Source organism: Pseudomonas sp. AMR01 (assembly GCF_041946035.1).
In the GTDB taxonomy this organism is placed as follows: Bacteria; Pseudomonadota; Gammaproteobacteria; order Pseudomonadales; family Pseudomonadaceae; genus Aquipseudomonas; species Aquipseudomonas antarctica_B.
The window spans coordinates 17350-34368 of record NZ_JAUTYR010000013.1 but is presented as its reverse complement, the minus strand read 5'-3'; the positions used below and the strand labels follow the sequence as shown (position 1 = coordinate 34368).

Below are 17019 nucleotides of genomic sequence, written 5' to 3'. Positions count from 1 at the left end.
ACACAGCCAATGTGGGAGCAGGCAAGCCAGCTCCCACATTGGCTGTTTCAGGGCATCAAGCCCCGTGGCACTTCTTGAATTTCTTCTCGCTGCCGCATGGGCACGGGTCGTTGCGGCCAACGTCTTTCAGAGCGTTGCGCACCGGCTCCTGGTGAGCGTGGCCGCAGTTCGGGCCGTGGACATGGCCGTGGTCATGATCATGGTGATCATGATCGTGGTTACAGTCAGGACCATGAACATGGGGTTGCTGAGTCATCGATGTCGCTCCGGAATAAAATCGCCGGGGATTATCTCGCCATTGTGAGCCACCTGCACGTCATTACCGATGAATAATCCGGTTTTCAACTCGCCCTCCAGACGATACGGCACAGGCTTGTCGGGTTTTTTCAGCATCTGCACCACGTCGCGTATCTGCGGCCACAGGTTGGTGCGCACCGACACCCGGAAAAAAGCGTGGCCACGCGGCGGCACGGTCAGCCATTCGTTGGACTCGCCTTCGGTCAGCACAAAACTGCCCAGCCTGACCTTATAGATCAGGCCGCGCACGGTCAGGTCGGCGTTGTCGCGGTTGTCCACGCGAAAGTACAGTTTGAATTTTTGCTCGAGCAACTTGGCGCGCACCACTTCAACTTTCACCAGCGACACATGGGGCGGCGGGGAATCGTCTTCAAACCAGGAGGCGCAACCTGTCAGGCCCAGGGTCAACGCCAGCATCAAGAGGTACATCCGAAGCATGGCGTTTTTCCTTTCTTGTCATTAGAGGTAGCTGGAACAGCACTTCTTGAACTTCTGCCCGCTGCCGCACAAACATACATCATTGCGCCCGACCTTCACCTCAACTGTCGGGTCCATGAAGTACCAGCGCCCATCGTTCTGTACGAAAGAAGACTGCTCACGGTGGCTGTGTTCGCCGGTGCTGTCGTGCCAGCGCGCGGTAAAGGTGACGAAGGCATGTTCGGGCTGGCCGCCGAACACCTCGCTGCTTTCTACTTCAAGCCCCAGCCAGGTGCTCTGGGCACTCCAGGCGCCGATGGCGTCGCGGTCCAGGCCGGCCTGTTGCGCCGGCAGCGTGGTCGCCACCAGATAGTCCACCAGGCCCAGCACATAGGCGCTGTAGCGCGAGCGCATCAGTGCGCTGGCGCAGGGCGCCGGATGGCCGGAGTGATAATGGCCGCAGCAGGCATCCAGCAGGTTGCCACTGCCGCAGGGGCAAATGGATGTACTCATCGGGTTACCACCAATACTTTCCGAAGTTTTGCGGGTTGGCCCAAAAGCGGGCGTTAAGCCAATCCGGCACTTGTTTATAGTCAAGCAGATCATAGGTAAACAGCGTCAGCACCTGATCATCACGCTGGAAACGTTCGCTGGCTTGCAGGGCCAGGGAGAAGAAGTCGGTGTCCTTCCAGCCACAGACGTGCAGGTCGGCCAGCACTGCAATGCGGCTGGCATTCAGGTTGCGGATGCCACCGAGCAAGGTCAGGCCCTGCGGTTTTGACAGGTGCTCCAGGCAATCGACCACCAGCGCCAGGTCAAAACGCTGCGCTGCCAATGCTTCCGGCATTGGCCCGGGCGCGGCGATGGCGACAACGGTGTCCGGGTGTTCGGCTTGAAACGCCTCCAGCGCCGGAAACTGGCTGGCGCCCAACAGCAGCAGACGCTTTGGCTGGTGCAGGTCGAGCAAAGCCGCCAGGGCTTGCTGGGGTGTACGGGAAGAAATACCAGCGCTCATCGCAGATCCTCACATCATGACCGTAGAGACTAGCGCGGCTGAGCCTGCGGGCCTAGAGCGGGCGACAGCGAAAAGTCCTGCGGCTACGGCGATCCTCAATGGATCCGGGGTGCTGGCCCAGATGAAAAGAGCGGTCTTTACTCCAGCAGCCGCGTGCCTTGCAGCAACGTTGGCCAGGCAACAAAACGGCTGATGTGGGTTGAACCGCCGCGGGGAAATTCAGATCAACCACTGACGCTAAATGCGGGAGCATCGCTGGCGATCCTCGCCGAAACCGCAGGCAAGCCTCCCTTCATCAAGTTTTTTCATCCTTCACTGGCAAATCGCCTGCAGAAGTCGGTACTGTGCGCCCAAAGAATAATAGTCAGGGGCAAGCGGCATGAAGGTGTTTTGGGGGCTCGGGAAGTTTGTAACGTTGCTGTTTTGGGTCTTGGTGGTGGTGAATCTGTTTCAGCCACTGGTCAACCCGTTCCACCTGTTGGTCAGTCTGGCCGGCAGTCTGCTGTTCCTCACCCATATTTTAGAGTTGCTGTTGTTCAACAGCAGCCTGAAACACCGTGCCCACCCCTGGCGTGACCGCTTGCAGATCCTGCTGGTGGGTATGTTCCATGTGCGGAGCCTGTCGGCGCCTGCAGCGGTTAATGAAACGAACAAGGAGGCCAATCATGCGTAAGGTTTTTCTGTTGGCCCTGTTGGTCAGCCCCATCGCTCTGGCGCAAAGCGTCAGCGTTGAAACCAACTCATTGATGCGCCTGCCGAGCAGCACCAGCGTGTTGCAACTGGAACGCCTGGATGTGGCGGACTACGGCACGCTGTTGATTCCGGCGACCATCACTCAGGTCAGCGTGGACCAACTGCACCTTGGCCGCGAAGCGCGTATCGCCATCGCTCCCGGCAATACCGGGCTGCAATTGCAGGTGCGCCAGGCGCAACTGGAACATGGCAGCCAGATCACCTCACGCGGCGCTCCCGGCACCCACGAGCGTCCAGCCAAGGCTGGGCGTGACCTGACCTTGCGGATCAACGACCTGACCGCCGAAGAGCTGTCGGTGGATGCCCGTGGCGGCGCCGGAGCCCAGGGTTATTCAGGGCTGGATGGCGCCAACGGCGTTGACCCGGGTTGCACCTGGGGTTCGGCGGGGCGTGGCGCGAATGGTGATAACGGCGGCGACGGCCTGCCTGGCGCGGCGGGTGCGCAAGTGCGCGTGGAGCTGCCGCAGAGCTTCCCGGCTGAGCAGATCAAGGTGTGGGTCGATGGCGGCGCCGGTGGTTTGGCCGGTACGGCGGGCAAACCGGGTAAAGGCGGGAAGTCCAAGGGCTGTGTGGTGTATCGCGCCGATGGCGGCGAAAAGGGCCGGGCCGGATTGGAAGGGCAGCCTGGGCCTGCGGGGCCTGCGGGTACTGTGACCATCCAGCGCCTGTGAGGCGATTCCCTGTGGCGAGCCCGCTTATTGTGACATGCCGGCTTGCTGTGGCGAGCGGGCTTGTTGTGGCGAGCGGGCTTGCCCCGCTTTGGGCTGCGTAGCAGCCCCAAAACCAGCCACATCGGATTACCTGACGATGCGCGGTGATCTTGATGGGGCTGCTACGCAGCCCAACGCGGGGCAAGCCCGCTCGCCACAAGAAGGCAGCTCACCACAACAAGCCTGCTCTGAACCCATTAAGCCCAGCCGCTTCAGAACATCGGCCGAGCCGAAGCGATCGCAACCACCAACAACCCCACGATCAGATTAATCCCCACCAACTTGCGAATCTGCCCCAGCACCGCCGCACCTGCCGGCCAGTTCTCAGCCGCCACCGCCGCGCGTAATTCCGGGAGTTTCAGCGCCTGGATACGGATAAACAGCGCCGTCATCACCACATACAACCCCATCATCACCTGCACATAACGTGGCGCGGTCTCAAACCCGCTGAAACGCAACTGCAGAAGGCCGACGCCGCTGATCGGCAACACCAGCACCGCCACCCAGACCCACACGAAAAAACGTTGAAACACATTCGCCCACAGTTTAAGCCGGGCAGGGCCCTCAAGTGCCGCCACTGCGGCGGGGCGCAGGATCATCCAGGCGAAAAACATGCCGCCGACCCAGATCAGGGCGGCCAATACATGCAGGGTGTAAACGAGGCTAAACACGGTCATTGCGGTACTCCGTTCTGCGCGGGATTCATTAGCGGGGTATGATAGCCGCCGAACCGAACCACTGAAAATTTATCCAGCGTTTTTAGCGCCCGACTATCCATGATCAGCACTGAACTCAAAACCACGATCCAGGGCGCCTATTCGCGTTTTCTCGAGGCCAAAAGCCTGAAACCGCGCTACGGCCAACGCCTGATGATCGCCGAAGTGGCCAAGGTCCTCGGGGATATCGACACCGACGAAGAAGGCCGGCGCAGTGGCGACCCCGCGATCGTGGCGGTTGAAGCCGGCACCGGTACGGGTAAAACCGTGGCCTACAGCATCGCCGCCATTCCTACGGCCAAGGCCGCCGGCAAACGCCTGGTGATTGCCACCGCCACCGTGGCCCTGCAAGAGCAGATCGTCTACAAAGACTTGCCCGACCTGATGCGCAACAGCGGCTTGAACTTCACGTTCGCCCTGGCCAAGGGCCGTGGCCGCTACATGTGCCTGTCCAAACTCGACGTGTTGTTGCAGGAAGGCCACGCGCAAACCGCCACTGCATCGCTGTTCGAAGAAGAAGGCTTCAAGATCGAAGTCGATGAGGTCAGTCAGAAGCTGTTTACCAGCATGATTGAAAAGCTCGCCGGCAATAAATGGGACGGCGACCGCGACAGCTGGCCCACCGCCCTGGAAGATGCCGACTGGGCGCGCCTGACCACCGACCACAGCCAGTGCACCAACCGCCATTGCCCCAACTTTGGTCAGTGCGCCTTCTACAAGGCCCGCGAAGGCATGGGCAAGGTTGACGTCATTGTCACCAACCACGACATGGTCCTGGCCGACCTGGCGCTGGGCGGCGGCGCTGTGCTGCCCGACCCACGCGACACCCTGTATGTGTTCGACGAAGGCCACCACCTGCCCGATAAAGCCATCGGCCACTTTGCCCATTACACCCGCTTGCGCTCCACGGCCGACTGGCTGGAAACCACTGCGAAGAACCTCACCAAGTTGCTGGCCCAACACCCGCTACCCGGCGACCTCGGCAAGCTGATCGAGCAAGTGCCGGAGCTGGCGCGGGAGATCAAGACCCAGCAGCAATTCATGTTCAGTGCCTGTGAGCAGGTTGCCGACTTCAAACCCGGCGAAGACGTGGAAGGCCGCGAGCGGCCGCGCCATCGTTTCGTCGGCGGGTTGATCCCCGAGCACATGCGCGAAATGGGCATTGAGCTAAAGAAAGCCTTTTCGCGCCTGACGGACCTGTTCACCCGTCTCACCGACCTGCTTAAAGAAGGCATGGACGGCGAGGTCAACATCGGTATCGCCAGCAACCAGGCCGAAGAATGGTACCCGCTGTTCGGCAGCCTGTTGTCGCGCTCCCAGGGCAACTGGGAATTGTGGACGGCGTTTACGGTTGAAGACCCGGAAGACAACCCGCCGATGGCACGTTGGCTGACGCTGTCGGAAAGCGGTGCGCTGTTTGATATCGAGGTCAACGCCAGCCCGATCCTTGCGGCAGAAATGCTTCGTCGTAACCTGTGGAACGTGGCCTACGGCTGCCTGGTGACGTCGGCCACGCTGACCGCCCTCGGCACTTTCGACCGTTTCCGCATGCGCGCCGGCCTGCCAAAAAAAGCCGTGACTGCCGTGGTCCCGAGCCCGTTCCACCACGCCGACGCCGGTGTGCTGCGGGTGCCGGACCTCAAGGCCGACCCACGGGACGCGCCAGCGCACACGGCAGCGATCATCCGCGACCTGCCGTCCTTGGTGGAGGGCTCGCGCGGCACACTGGTGCTGTTCTCCTCGCGCAAACAAATGCAGGACGTGTTCGACGGCCTCGACCGCGACTGGCGCAAGCAAGTGTTTATTCAGGGCAACCTCTCCAAGCAGGAAACCCTCAACAAGCACAAGGCGCGGGTCGATGGCGGTGATTCCAGCGTGCTGTTCGGGCTGGCGAGCTTTGCCGAAGGTGTGGATTTGCCCGGCGCCTACTGCGAACACGTGGTGATCGCCAAGATCCCGTTCTCGGTGCCGGATGATCCGGTCGAGGCGGCCCTGGCCGAGTGGATCGAAGCGCGGGGCGGTAACCCGTTTATGGAAATCTCGGTGCCGGATGCGTCCTTGAAGCTGGTCCAGGCCTGCGGGCGCTTGCTGCGTACCGAAGAAGACCGGGGCACCATCACCTTGCTTGACCGCCGTTTGGTCACTCAGCGCTACGGCAAAGCTATCCTCAATGCCTTGCCGCCCTTCAGGCGCGAAATTTCTTAAGCCACTGTGGGCGAATTCGCCCACTTCGTGGTCTATCTCACTGCCAACGCTTCACGTCATCAGGCCATTCATCGGCCGTTTGGGAGAACCTTGCTCGTATGATTCGCACGCTGCCCGTCCTTTTTGCCCTGTTGTTTGCCGCGCCCTTGATGGCTGCGACGACCGGGCAACAAACACTGTTCAACTTCGTCCGGCCTGCCGATGTGGTCAAGGTGGCGACTCAGGACGCCAGCCTGCCGCAATACAACGCCGAACAAACCGCCGAAGGTGAGGTGCTGCGCCGCATCACGTTCAACCCGGCGGCGGAACCGAGCCTGGTGCTCAGCCCGCAAACCGGCACCTGGGATTGGTCTCAGTCGGGCGCCATGAGCCTGCGGATTCAAAGTGCGATGGACTGGGCGCTGACCTTGTACGTCAAGGTGCAAAGCACGGACGGCAAGACGCTGGTCAGCCGTATCGACCTGCCGGCCGGGCCTGTCCAGACCCTTTTGATCCCGCTCCAGGCCACCTCGCCGCTGAGCCAGGGCATGAAGGCTGGCCCGCCGATGCCGATCACCGTGGGCGGCCAGCGTGTGTTACTGGGCAGCAGCGCCGGCGAAATCGACCGCAGCCAAGTGGCGTCGGTGACGCTGTCGATGGTCAAGCCTAACGCCGCGCAAAGCATCCTGTTGGAACGCTTTGGTGTGCAGGATATTGAGCCGGTCGTGAAGGCTGCCTACAGCGAACTGGTGGATGCCTATGGCCAGTCCACGCGCGCGCGCTGGCCGGAAAAAGTCAGCAGCGACGAGCAACTCAAGGCTGCCGCCGCCAAAGAGCAACAGCAGCTCAGCGGTTGGCTGGCTGAACGTGATAAGTCTTCTCTGGATCAATACGGCGGCTGGAACAAAGGCCCTGCGTTTGAGGCCAGCGGCTTTTTCCGCACCGAGAAACGTGACGGTCGCTGGTATCTGGTGACGCCGGACGGGCATCCGTTCTATTCCCTGGGCGTGAACACCGTGGCCCCTGACAATAACCAGACCTATGTGGCGGGGCGTGAGTGGATGTTTGCCGCGTTGCCAAAGGCGGGCGAGCCGTTCGACAAGTACTACGGCCGTGGCGACAACCGTGGCGGGAATGGCGCCGATCAGGGCCGAGGCTTCAGCGTGGGGCGTTGGTACGACTTTTACGGCGCCAACCTGCAGCGCACCTACGGCGGCGAAGGTTTCGACCAGAAGCGCTGGGTGACCCACACCCTTGACCGCCTCCAAGCCTGGGGCTTCAACACCGTGGGCAACTGGAGCGACGAGGGGTTGGCCACCGCCGACCGCGTGCCGTACACCTTGCCGCTGTCTATCGTCGGCGATTACGCCAGCATCAGTACCGGCACCGACTGGTGGGGTGGCATGCCCGACCCGTTCGACCCGCGTTTCGCCATGGCCACTGAACGCGCCGTGGCCATTGCGGCCCGCGATCACCGGGATGACCCGTGGCTGATCGGCTTCTTTGCCGACAACGAATTGGCCTGGGCGGGGCCGGGTGATGATCCAAAATCCCGTTACGCCCTGGCCTACGGCACGCTGCGCATGACCACCGACGTACCGGCCAAGCGTGCGTTCCTCAAGCAATTGCGCGACAAATACCGTAACGAAGACGGCCTGTCGAAAGCCTGGGGCATTCACTTGGCTGGCTGGGAACTGATGGAAGACCCGGGTTTCGAGCCGCCGATGCCGAGCCCTGAGCACCCGGAAATCGAAGCTGACTTCAAATACTTCCAGAAGACCTTTGCCGATGCCTACTTCAAGACCATCTCCGACTCGCTGAAATGGCACGCGCCCAACCAGTTGCTGCTGGGTGGCCGCTATGCCGTCAGCACTCCCGAAGCCGTGGCGTCCTGCGCGCAGTATTGCGATGTGCTGAGTTTCAACATGTACACCCTAAAACCTCAGGACGGCTATGACTTCGCCGCCCTGCGTGCGCTGAACAAACCGGTGCTGATTACCGAGTTCAACTTCGGCTCGGCGGACCGTGGGCCGTTCTGGGGCGGCGTGACGCAGTTGGCCCGAGAAGAAGATCGCGGCGCGGCGTACAGCAACTTTCTCAAGCAGGCCATGGCCGAGCCGTCGATTGTTGGCGTTCATTGGTTCCAGTACCTCGACCAACCGGTGACTGGCCGTCTGCTGGACGGCGAAAACGGCCACTTTGGCCTGGTTGGCATCACCGACGTACCTTTCCAGGGTTTTGTTGACAGTGTGCGTAAAAGCAACCTGGCGGCAGTCGATCAACTGGGAGATGAGGCGCAAAAGGCCAAGACGGCCGGTGCAGTACGAGAAAGTGAAGGCGCCAAGGCCGGGCATGATGGCAAAGGCGCTGGCCAGGGCGCCGGACATGCCGGTGGGCACTCCGGAAATGGCCATTGATTCATATTTGACGGGTTCACAAAACCCGCAATGGCTGGAACAATGGCGACTACTTTTTATGCGGTTTTTTGAGGGGACTTAGGTGCAGATTCAGGGTCATTATGAGCTGCAGTTCGAAGCGGTACGCGAAGCGTTCGCCGCCTTGTTCGATGATCCTCAGGAGCGTGGTGCCGGGCTGTGCATTCAGATCGGCGGTGAAACCGTCGTCGATCTGTGGGCCGGCACGGCCGACAAGGATGGGGCTGAAGCCTGGCACAGCGACACCATCGTCAACCTGTTTTCTTGCACCAAGACCTTTACCGCCGTCACGGCCCTGCAATTGGTCGCCGAAGGCAAGTTGAAACTCGACGCGCCGGTGGCTGACTATTGGCCTGAGTTCGCGGCAGCGGGCAAAGAAACCATCACTCTGCGCCAGTTGCTTTGCCATCAAGCCGGCTTGCCGGCGATCCGCGAAATGCTGCCCACCGAAGCGTTGTATGACTGGCAGTTGATGGTCGATACCCTGGCGGCCGAAGCTCCATGGTGGACGCCGGGCGAAGGCCATGGATACGAAGCCATCACCTACGGCTGGCTGGTCGGTGAATTACTGCGCCGCGCCGACGGGCGTGGGCCGGGTGAGTCCATTGTGGCGCGGGTCGCGCGGCCGTTGGGCCTGGACTTTCATGTAGGCCTGGCGGACGAAGAGTTTTATCGCGTTGCCCATGTAGCCCGCAGTAAAGGCACTACGGACGACGCGGCCGCACAACGTTTATTGCAAGTAATGATGCGTGAACCTGCGGCAATGACTACCCGAGCATTTGCCAACCCGCCGGCTATTTTGACCAGCACTAATAAGCCTGAATGGCGGCGCATGCAGCAGCCAGCGGCAAATGGTCACGGTAATGCGCGCAGCCTGGCGGGTTTTTATAGCGGGTTGTTGGACGGTAGTTTGCTGGAAAGCGACATGCTCGAACAATTGACACGTGAACACAGTATCGGGCCGGATAAAACATTATTGACCCAGACCCGTTTCGGCCTGGGCTGCATGTTGGATCAGCCGCAATTGCCGAATGCCACGTTCGGCCTTGGCCCACGTGCGTTTGGGCATCCCGGCGCCGGTGGTTCGGTAGGATTTGCCGACCCGGAACATGATGTAGCATTTGGTTTTGTGACTAATACACTGGGGCCTTATGTACTTATGGACCCGCGTGCGCAGAAGTTGGTCGGAATATTGGCCGGTTGTCTGTAAAGAGCTTGCTGTTTCACGTTTTTTTGTTACAAAGGCAACTATAAGAAGACGCTGAACGAAATTTGTAACTTTAATGTTCTGTAAGCGTCTGTTTAACGGGTCGTACAGGCCCCCTGATTTTTTCTCATTTTGTGGATACCTCATGTTATCGAACAAGTCCTTGGCACTGGCGCTGTGCCTCACTATCACCGGCTGCGCACAAACTCCGCAAAATGACGCCGAAGGCGGTCATTGGTGGGCATTTGGATCTGACAAGGCTGCTACCAAGGACGCAGTGACCCCAACCGACGCCAAGCCAGCCGCTCCGGTTGCTGCAGCGGCCGCTGCCCCAGCGCCTGCACCCGCCGCCGCATCTGCTCCGGTCGCCAAGGCGGACACCGGTTCCAGCTGGTGGCCGTTCTCCTTCAAGAGCGCCGACGAAAAGGCGGCTGATGCCAAAGCTGACCTGAAAGCCGACCTCCAGGCCGCGACCCCGGCAGCCACGCCGGAAGCCGCGCCTGTCGTGGCCAAGACCGACACTGAAGCCAAATGGTGGTGGCCGTTCGAAAGCAAGCCTAAACCACTGGCCAAGGTCGACGTGACCAACGTGGCGATGCCTGACCCGAAAATCACTCAAGCCTGGCTGGACGATTACGAGCCACGCCTGCGCGCCGCCATCAAGGACAGCAACCTGCAACTTGAACGTCGCGAAAACGTGCTGGTTGTGATTGCCCCGGTAGACGGTTCCTACAACCCGAAGCGCCCGGCGATGCTGCTGCCGGTGACACTGGGTCCATTTACTCGCGTCGCCAAAGCCGTTGAAGGCGACCCGAAAACTGCCGTGCTGGTACTCGGTCACGTCGACACCACTGGTGCCGAGCCGGTGAGCCAGGCCCTGACCCGAGAGCGCGCACAATCGATCGCTTCGATTTTCAGCCTCAGCGGCTTGAAGCAGGATCGTCTGATGCTGCGCGGCATGGGCGACCTGATGCCGCGTGCCGCCAACGACAGCAATCAGGGCCGCGCCCTGAACCGTCGTATGGAAATCATGTTCACCCAGCGCACCACCATGCTGGCGTTGCTGAACAAGTACAACTCGGGCAAACCGCCGGTTGCTGAAATGGTTGCCGTGCAGACTGCGCCAGCACCGGTACCGGCTCCGGCTGCAAAGAAAGCCGCTCCGGCGAAAAAGGCCCCGGCCAAGAAAGCCGCCGCCAAGCCCGTTGCCAAAAAAGCCGCTGCCAAGCCTGCTGCGAAAAAGCCTGCACCCAAGGCTGACGCACCGGCTGCAAACGACCAGGCAAAAAGCTGATCTGTTGAAACAGAAGGATAGAGCCGCATGACCCAGGCACTGGCCGATATGCGCCGTGACTACACTCGGGACGGTTTGAGCGAGGCCCAGGCCCCGGGCGAGCCGTTTGCGTTGTTCCATCAGTGGTTTGGCGACGCGGTGAAAACCGAGCAGCCACCGGTGGAAGCCAATGCCATGACGCTGGCCACTGTCGACAGCGACGGTCGCCCGCACTGTCGTATCCTGCTGCTCAAAGGCCTGGATGCGCAGGGCTTTACCTTCTTCACCAACTATCAGAGCGCCAAGGGCGAACAGCTCGCCGCACAGCCGTTCGCGGCCATGACCTTCTTCTGGCCGACCCTTGAGCGCCAGGTGCGCATCGAAGGTCGGGTGGTCAAGGTCACACCCGAAGAGTCGGATGCTTATTATCAGGTCCGGCCACTGGGCAGCCGCCTCGGGGCTTGGGCGTCTCCGCAGAGCAAAGTCATCCGTGACCGCGAAGAACTGCACGATTTGCTCAAGGCAACCGAAGAACGCTTCAGCGATACCCAACCCGATTGCCCCGAGCATTGGGGCGGTTATCGCCTGATGCCTGAGCGCCTCGAGTTCTGGCAAGGCCGCGCCAGCCGCCTGCATGATCGCCTCAACTATCGCCTGCTAGCGGGCGAGTGGACGCGCGAACGCCTCGCACCCTGAGCTTCACCTTTCGTCATCTCACCTGAATGTTGCCCGCCACTCCGAAGTCCCTGTTCAAGAGACTTCGGGCGTGTGCTGCTGCGCGACTATAATGATCAGCGCGTCCATGACATTTTATGGAACAAGCTGGGCGCTACCGTTCGTCGAGTTCTCTGGTAATGGCAGTCTGTACTAGGGCTGAATGAAAGTAATTTTCTGCCTGGCTTGCCGTGACAGGCGCCAAGCCGCAGCGTCTAATGATTACCTGTCCTTTGGAGTTGATGCTATGCGTAAGTCCGTATTACTAGTTGCCTGCTTTACCACCCTGTCGTTGCTGTTGGGTGGCTGCGCCTCGAGTCTGACCGGCGATTCGTACTCCCGTGACGAGGCGCGTCGTGTACAAACTGTTCGCATGGGCACCATCGAATCCCTGCGTCCGGTGAAAATCGAAGGCACCAAAACCCCAATCGGCGGCGCTGCTGGCGCAGTCATCGGCGGCGTTGGCGGCAGCGCCATCGGCGGCGGTCGTGGCAGCATCGTCACCGCAGTGATTGGCGCCGTAGCCGGCGGCCTGCTGGGCTCGGCTACCGAAGAAGGCCTGACCCGTACCCAAGGCGTGGAAATCACCGTTCGCGAAGACGACGGCAGCATGCGCGCTTACGTCCAGGCGGTTGAAGAGAACGAAATCTTCCGCGTAGGCGACCGTGTACGCATCATGACCGTTAACGGTACCAGCCGCGTTACGCGTTAAGCGTTAGTTGTTGAAACACAAAACCCCAACCAGGTGACTGGTTGGGGTTTTTTGGTTTTGGGAGACATACGTGAAACCGCGCAGTGAATACATGTGGCGAGGGAGCTTGCTCCCGCTGGGCTGCGTAGCATTCCCGTTTTTGGGGCCGCTTCGCAGCCCAACGGGAGCAAGCTCCCTCGCCACACTTACTGTGCTCGTCCTTAATTAACTGGCATTACCTTGGTAGGGCGGCTTTTTGGGTTTTTACACGGCCACGTCAAACCTGAAAGTGCTTCACCATCGTATTCAATTCATGCGCCAGGCCAGCCAGTGATTGCGAAGCCATCGTTGTTTGGGTCGAGCCTTCGGCAGACTGAATCGACAACTGCTGAATGTTCAGCAAATTGCGATCCACCGCCCGGGCAACGTCGGCTTGTTCAGCCGCCGCCGTGGTAATCACCAGGTTGCGGTCATTGATTTCATCGTTGGCCGCCAGAATATCCGCCAGTGCTTGCTGAGCCAGTTCGGCCAACCCCAGGGTTTGCCGAGTCATGGTGCTGCTGTCGAGCATGGTGTTGACGGTGCTGGCGGTGTTGGCCTGAATGCTGCCGATCATCTGCTCGATTTCTTGAGTCGATTGTGCGGTGCGATGGGCCAGGGCACGAACTTCGTCGGCAACCACCGCAAAACCCCGGCCTGCCTCACCCGCGCGAGCGGCTTCAATGGCGGCATTGAGCGCCAACAGGTTGGTTTGCTCGGCAATCGTACGGATTACATCCAGCACTTTGCCGATTCCTTTTGCCTGCTCGGCAAGGCCGCCGACCTGCCCGGAGCTGACTTCAACCCCTCGGGTCAACGCCTGGATCGAATTCAACGCTTCGACCATCCGTTGCTGGCCTTTCAATGCGATGCTGCGCGACTCCTGGGACAGGTCGGAAGTCGAGGCGGCATTGCGCGCAACCTCTTCAATCGCGGTGGTCATCTCGGTGACCGCGGTGGCCGCCTGCTCGATTTCTCCATGCTGCTGTTGCAAATCCCGACTACCTTCAGCGGTAACGGCATTCAATTCTTCGGCCGCAGCGGCCAATTGGCTGGACGATCCGGTGATTTGCCGCAAGGTCTGCACCAAGTTGTTACGCATGGTTTCCTGCGCCCTGAGCAGACGCGTGGCTTCGTCGTTGCCCGTCGGGTTAATCGGCTGGGTCAAGTCGCCCTTGGCAATCGTTTCGGCCACGTGCACCGCTTCAATGATCGGCCCGGTAATACTGCGGGTCAGCAGCCACGCCACCAGAACGGTGCCGGCACTCACCAGCAGGATGACGATCGCGATACCGTTTACCGCGTGTTGGTAGGCGTCTTCGGACGTCCGGCCAGCCTGCTCAGCGCCTTTGTTGGCGAGGTCGATCAACTGGTCGAAGTTCTTGGTCATCTGCTCATAACTTTCCCGGATGCTGTTGAGAAAGTCGCGGGCGCCGGCCTTATCACCCGAGCGCGAGCGTTTAAGCATCTCGGAGTGGTTCTTCGCGTAACCTTCCAGGCTCTGGTTGAACACCTCAAGGCGTGATTTTTCCTCCGGGGTACGCAGGAGCGCTGCGTACTGACCCATCTGCTCCTTAACCGCCTTCAAGCGCCCGGCAGATTTGTCCTCGTAGGTCTGCATATCTGCATCGCTTGAGGACAGGATGTGCGCCATTTCGCCCAGGCGAAAACGATCAAGTGAAGCATTCGCCAGCGCCAACAGGCGCACGCGCTGCATCCAGTTGTTCTGAATGTCAGTGGCCTGTGACTGGACTTCACCAATCTGCTTGAGCGCGAACAGGCCGAGAAACACACTCAGCGACGCAATGGCAGCGAAGCCGATGAAGGCTCTGGCTGCGATTCTTATATTTCTCAGGAACATGGGCTGTCGCTCGGGATGAAAACGCGTTGGGAAGCAAGCTCGGGCGGGTGTCTCAGGCAGGGAGAGTGAGGCCACCACAACAGATAGTCGGCGGGAGGGGGGAAGTCTTTAGGTGGGCAATCATGAAACTTGAGCGGCGGAAAAAGAAAAACCCCAACCGGTTGCCCGGAAGGGGTTTTAGAGGTGCTTAAGAGGACTCAAGCTTTCTTGCGACTCGCCATTGCTGTCACCGCATACCCGATACACGCCGCCAGGATCGACCCGGTCAGAATGCCCATGCGGTCTTCACCGGCAAACTCGCTGGCGCCCGGTACAAAGGCCAGTGAGCCCACAAAAAGGCTCATGGTGAAGCCGATGCCGCACAGGATTGCCACACCGAACACCTGGCCCCAATTGGCGCCGCTCGGCAGTGCGGACAGGCCGGTTTTGACGGCGAGCCAAGTGAGGCCGAACACGCCGATGGTCTTGCCGATCAGCAGGCCGGCGGCGATGCCCATGGGCACGTGGTGGGTGAAGCTGTCGAGGCTGACGCCGGTCAGGGACACGCCGGCGTTGGCAAAGGCAAACAATGGCAGGATGCCGTAGGCCACCCACGGGTGCAGGGCGTGTTCGAGGGTGAGCAACGGCGATGGCTCGGCATTCTTGGTGCGCAGCGGGATGCAGAACGCCAGGGTCACGCCGGCCAGGGTGGCGTGTACACCGCTTTTAAGCACGCACACCCACAGGATGAGGCCGATGATCAGGTACGGCCCAAGCTTGATGACGCCCAGTCGGTTCATTGCGATCAAGGCAATGAAACACGCACCCGCACCGGCCAGGGCGGCGCCTGACAGGTCGCTGGAATAGAACACGGCAATCACGATGATCGCGCCGAGGTCGTCAATGATCGCCAGGGTCATCAGGAACAGTTTCAGCGACACCGGCACGCGCTTGCCGAGCAGGGCCAGCACGCCCAGCGCGAATGCGATGTCGGTGGCCATGGGAATGGCCCAGCCTGACAGTGCGGCAGGGTAGTCCTTGTTGATCGCCCAATAGATCAGGGCCGGCACCACCATGCCGCCAATCGCTGCCGCGCCAGGCAATACCACTTGCGAGGGCTTGGACAGATGGCCATCGAGCAGCTCGCGCTTGACCTCAAGGCCGATCAGCAGGAAGAACAAAGCCATCAGGCCGTCGTTGATCCATAGCAGGGCGGGTTTGGCGATTTTGACTGCGCCAATTTGAGCCACCACCGGTACGTCAAGAAAGGCGCTGTAAAGGTGAGATAACGGCGAGTTGTTGATGATCAGCGCCAAGGCGGCAGCGGCGATCAACAACAGACCGCTGGCGGCTTCCAGCTGGAAGAAACGGGTGAAAGTGCTACGCAGAGGCAAGGGACGCTCTCCAATCCAGGTTCAATAGGTGGGTACCCTAACCCGTACCGTTAGTTGTTAAAACAAAAGTTATATTCTTATTTGTTATAAGCGATGGGCAGAGAGGGCGTTGCGCCAAAGCCTAGCAATTGTGTGCCTATTTGCGACCTCACTGTATCTGTGTGCAGCGTAGGAAACCCCCTAAAATCGGGGCTGAAATCTTCAGAGACGCACTTTATGAACGACCACCGTACCTGGGCCCGCGAAGCCATTCGCATTATTGAAGCGGACTTCCAGCGTAGCGCCGACACGCACCTGATCCCTTTGCCATTGCCGGGGTTGCCGGGTATCGAGTTGTATTTCAAGGATGAGTCCAGCCACCCTACCGGCAGCCTGAAACATCGGCTGGCGCGGTCGTTGTTTCTGTATGCCTTGTGTAATGGCTGGCTCAAGCCGGGGGCGCCGGTGATCGAGGCGTCCAGCGGTTCAACAGCGGTTTCGGAGGCTTACTTTGCACGTTTGCTGGGCCTGCCGTTTATCGCGGTCATGCCGGCCACGACGTCTCAGGCGAAGATTGACCAGATCGCCTTTTACGGTGGCAAGAGCCACTTGGTGAAAGATCCGACGCAGATCTACGCCGAGTCCGAACGCCTGGCGACGGAAAGTGGCGGGCACTTCATGGACCAGTTCACCTACGCCGAACGCGCTACCGACTGGCGGGCAAACAACAACATCGCCGAGTCGATTTTCCAGCAGATGCGCTTCGAGCATTACCCCGAGCCGAGCTGGCTGATTTCCAGCCCCGGCACCGGCGGCACCACCGCGACCTTGGGGCGCTATGTGCGCTATCGCCAGCATTGCACCCGTGTGCTGTGTGCCGACGCCGAGCAGTCGGTGTTCTTCGACTTCTACCAAACCGGCGACGCCAGCCTGCGCCTGGACTGCGGCTCGCGCATTGAAGGTATCGGCCGGCCACGGGTGGAAGCGTCGTTTTTGCCGAACGTGATTGATGCCATGGTCAAAGTGCCGGATGCCTTGTCGCTGGCGGCCATGCATTACTTGGCCGAGCGCCTGGGGCGGCGGGTCGGGGGTTCCAGCGGGACTAACCTGATTGGCGCTCTGATGGCGGCCCAGCAGATGAAAGCGGCGGGGGAGTCGGGGTCGATCGTGGCGATCCTGTGTGATGGCGGCGAGCGGTATGCGACGACTTACTATGATCAGGCCTGGCTGACGGGGCAGGGGTATGCGCTGGAAGGGTTGATTGCGACCGTGGCGGCCAGTGTTGAACGCGGCGAGCCGTTGCCGGAATCGATCCTGCGCGCAAACATCTGACACAACGCAAAACCAAATGTGGG

16 protein-coding genes are annotated in these 17019 nt (G+C 60.4%); 9 read left to right on the top strand and 7 right to left on the bottom strand.

The window, feature by feature from the left end; all coding sequences use genetic code 11:
* Nucleotides 1-55: 55 nt before the first annotated feature.
* The 4 genes from Q7C20_RS14110 to Q7C20_RS14095 are packed head-to-tail and all read right to left on the bottom strand — an operon-like array spanning nucleotide 56 to nucleotide 1729.
* The gene (locus Q7C20_RS14110; RefSeq protein WP_003189235.1) at nucleotides 56-256 is read right to left on the bottom strand and encodes an SEC-C metal-binding domain-containing protein; all 201 of its coding nucleotides are present in this window, start codon (nucleotides 254-256) and stop codon (nucleotides 56-58) included.
* Nucleotides 253-735 carry an LEA type 2 family protein gene (locus Q7C20_RS14105; RefSeq protein ID WP_375068090.1) on the bottom strand — a complete coding sequence of 161 codons (483 nt, stop codon included), beginning with the start codon at nucleotides 733-735 and terminating at the stop codon, nucleotides 253-255. Before Q7C20_RS14105 ends, Q7C20_RS14110 begins: the two co-directional genes overlap by 4 nt.
* A gap of 21 nt (nucleotides 736-756) precedes the next feature.
* Entirely contained in the window at nucleotides 757-1227 is a 471-nt protein-coding gene (locus tag Q7C20_RS14100) for a YchJ family protein (RefSeq protein WP_375068089.1), read from the bottom strand.
* A gap of 4 nt (nucleotides 1228-1231) precedes the next feature.
* The gene (locus tag Q7C20_RS14095; RefSeq protein ID WP_348058481.1) at nucleotides 1232-1729 is read right to left on the bottom strand and encodes a DUF6231 family protein; all 498 of its coding nucleotides are present in this window, start codon (nucleotides 1727-1729) and stop codon (nucleotides 1232-1234) included.
* A gap of 379 nt (nucleotides 1730-2108) precedes the next feature.
* Here Q7C20_RS14095 and Q7C20_RS14090 point away from each other — a divergent pair, with 379 nt between their 5' ends.
* Together Q7C20_RS14090 and Q7C20_RS14085 are read left to right on the top strand one after the other, a co-directional pair.
* Nucleotides 2109-2402: a DUF1145 domain-containing protein gene (locus Q7C20_RS14090; protein ID WP_375068086.1), complete on the top strand. Its 294-nt coding sequence runs from the start codon at nucleotides 2109-2111 to the stop codon at nucleotides 2400-2402.
* A complete protein-coding gene (locus tag Q7C20_RS14085) occupies nucleotides 2395-3153 on the top strand; it encodes a collagen-like protein (protein ID WP_348058477.1) in 759 nt (252 codons plus the stop codon). Before Q7C20_RS14090 ends, Q7C20_RS14085 begins: the two co-directional genes overlap by 8 nt.
* A gap of 251 nt (nucleotides 3154-3404) precedes the next feature.
* Here the strand turns inward: Q7C20_RS14085 and Q7C20_RS14080 are convergent, their stop codons facing one another.
* A complete protein-coding gene (locus Q7C20_RS14080) occupies nucleotides 3405-3869 on the bottom strand; it encodes a CopD family protein (protein ID WP_375068084.1) in 465 nt (154 codons plus the stop codon).
* A gap of 99 nt (nucleotides 3870-3968) precedes the next feature.
* Between Q7C20_RS14080 and dinG the strand changes: the two genes are divergently transcribed.
* From dinG to Q7C20_RS14050, 6 genes are all read left to right on the top strand, one after another.
* Nucleotides 3969-6113, top strand: coding sequence for an ATP-dependent DNA helicase DinG (gene dinG / locus Q7C20_RS14075; RefSeq protein WP_375068082.1), 2145 nt, complete (start codon nucleotides 3969-3971; stop codon nucleotides 6111-6113).
* Nucleotides 6114-6211: 98 nt separating this feature from the next.
* Entirely contained in the window at nucleotides 6212-8509 is a 2298-nt protein-coding gene (locus Q7C20_RS14070; RefSeq protein WP_375068080.1) for a beta-galactosidase, read from the top strand.
* An 82-nt stretch (nucleotides 8510-8591) separates the two neighbouring features.
* Complete coding sequence (locus Q7C20_RS14065; protein ID WP_375068078.1) at nucleotides 8592-9737, top strand: serine hydrolase domain-containing protein; 1146 nt, start codon at nucleotides 8592-8594, stop codon at nucleotides 9735-9737.
* A gap of 142 nt (nucleotides 9738-9879) precedes the next feature.
* The gene (locus tag Q7C20_RS14060; RefSeq protein WP_375068076.1) at nucleotides 9880-11028 is read left to right on the top strand and encodes an OmpA family protein; all 1149 of its coding nucleotides are present in this window, start codon (nucleotides 9880-9882) and stop codon (nucleotides 11026-11028) included.
* Nucleotides 11029-11055: 27 nt separating this feature from the next.
* Nucleotides 11056-11703 carry a pyridoxamine 5'-phosphate oxidase gene (gene pdxH / locus Q7C20_RS14055; RefSeq protein ID WP_375068074.1) on the top strand — a complete coding sequence of 216 codons (648 nt, stop codon included), beginning with the start codon at nucleotides 11056-11058 and terminating at the stop codon, nucleotides 11701-11703.
* A 265-nt stretch (nucleotides 11704-11968) separates the two neighbouring features.
* Nucleotides 11969-12433, top strand: a complete 465-nt coding sequence (locus Q7C20_RS14050) for a glycine zipper 2TM domain-containing protein (protein ID WP_348059439.1) — start codon at nucleotides 11969-11971, stop codon at nucleotides 12431-12433.
* Between the two features lie 256 nt (nucleotides 12434-12689).
* Here Q7C20_RS14050 and Q7C20_RS14045 read toward each other — a convergent pair whose 3' ends face one another.
* Nucleotides 12690-14312 carry a methyl-accepting chemotaxis protein gene (locus Q7C20_RS14045; RefSeq protein ID WP_348059437.1) on the bottom strand — a complete coding sequence of 541 codons (1623 nt, stop codon included), beginning with the start codon at nucleotides 14310-14312 and terminating at the stop codon, nucleotides 12690-12692.
* 197 nt (nucleotides 14313-14509) lie between these two features.
* A complete protein-coding gene (gene nhaA / locus Q7C20_RS14040; RefSeq protein WP_375068072.1) occupies nucleotides 14510-15685 on the bottom strand; it encodes a Na+/H+ antiporter NhaA in 1176 nt (391 codons plus the stop codon).
* A gap of 216 nt (nucleotides 15686-15901) precedes the next feature.
* Here nhaA and Q7C20_RS14035 point away from each other — a divergent pair, with 216 nt between their 5' ends.
* Nucleotides 15902-16996, top strand: a complete 1095-nt coding sequence (locus tag Q7C20_RS14035; protein WP_375068071.1) for a PLP-dependent cysteine synthase family protein — start codon at nucleotides 15902-15904, stop codon at nucleotides 16994-16996.
* The last annotated feature ends 23 nt before the right edge of the window (nucleotides 16997-17019 follow it).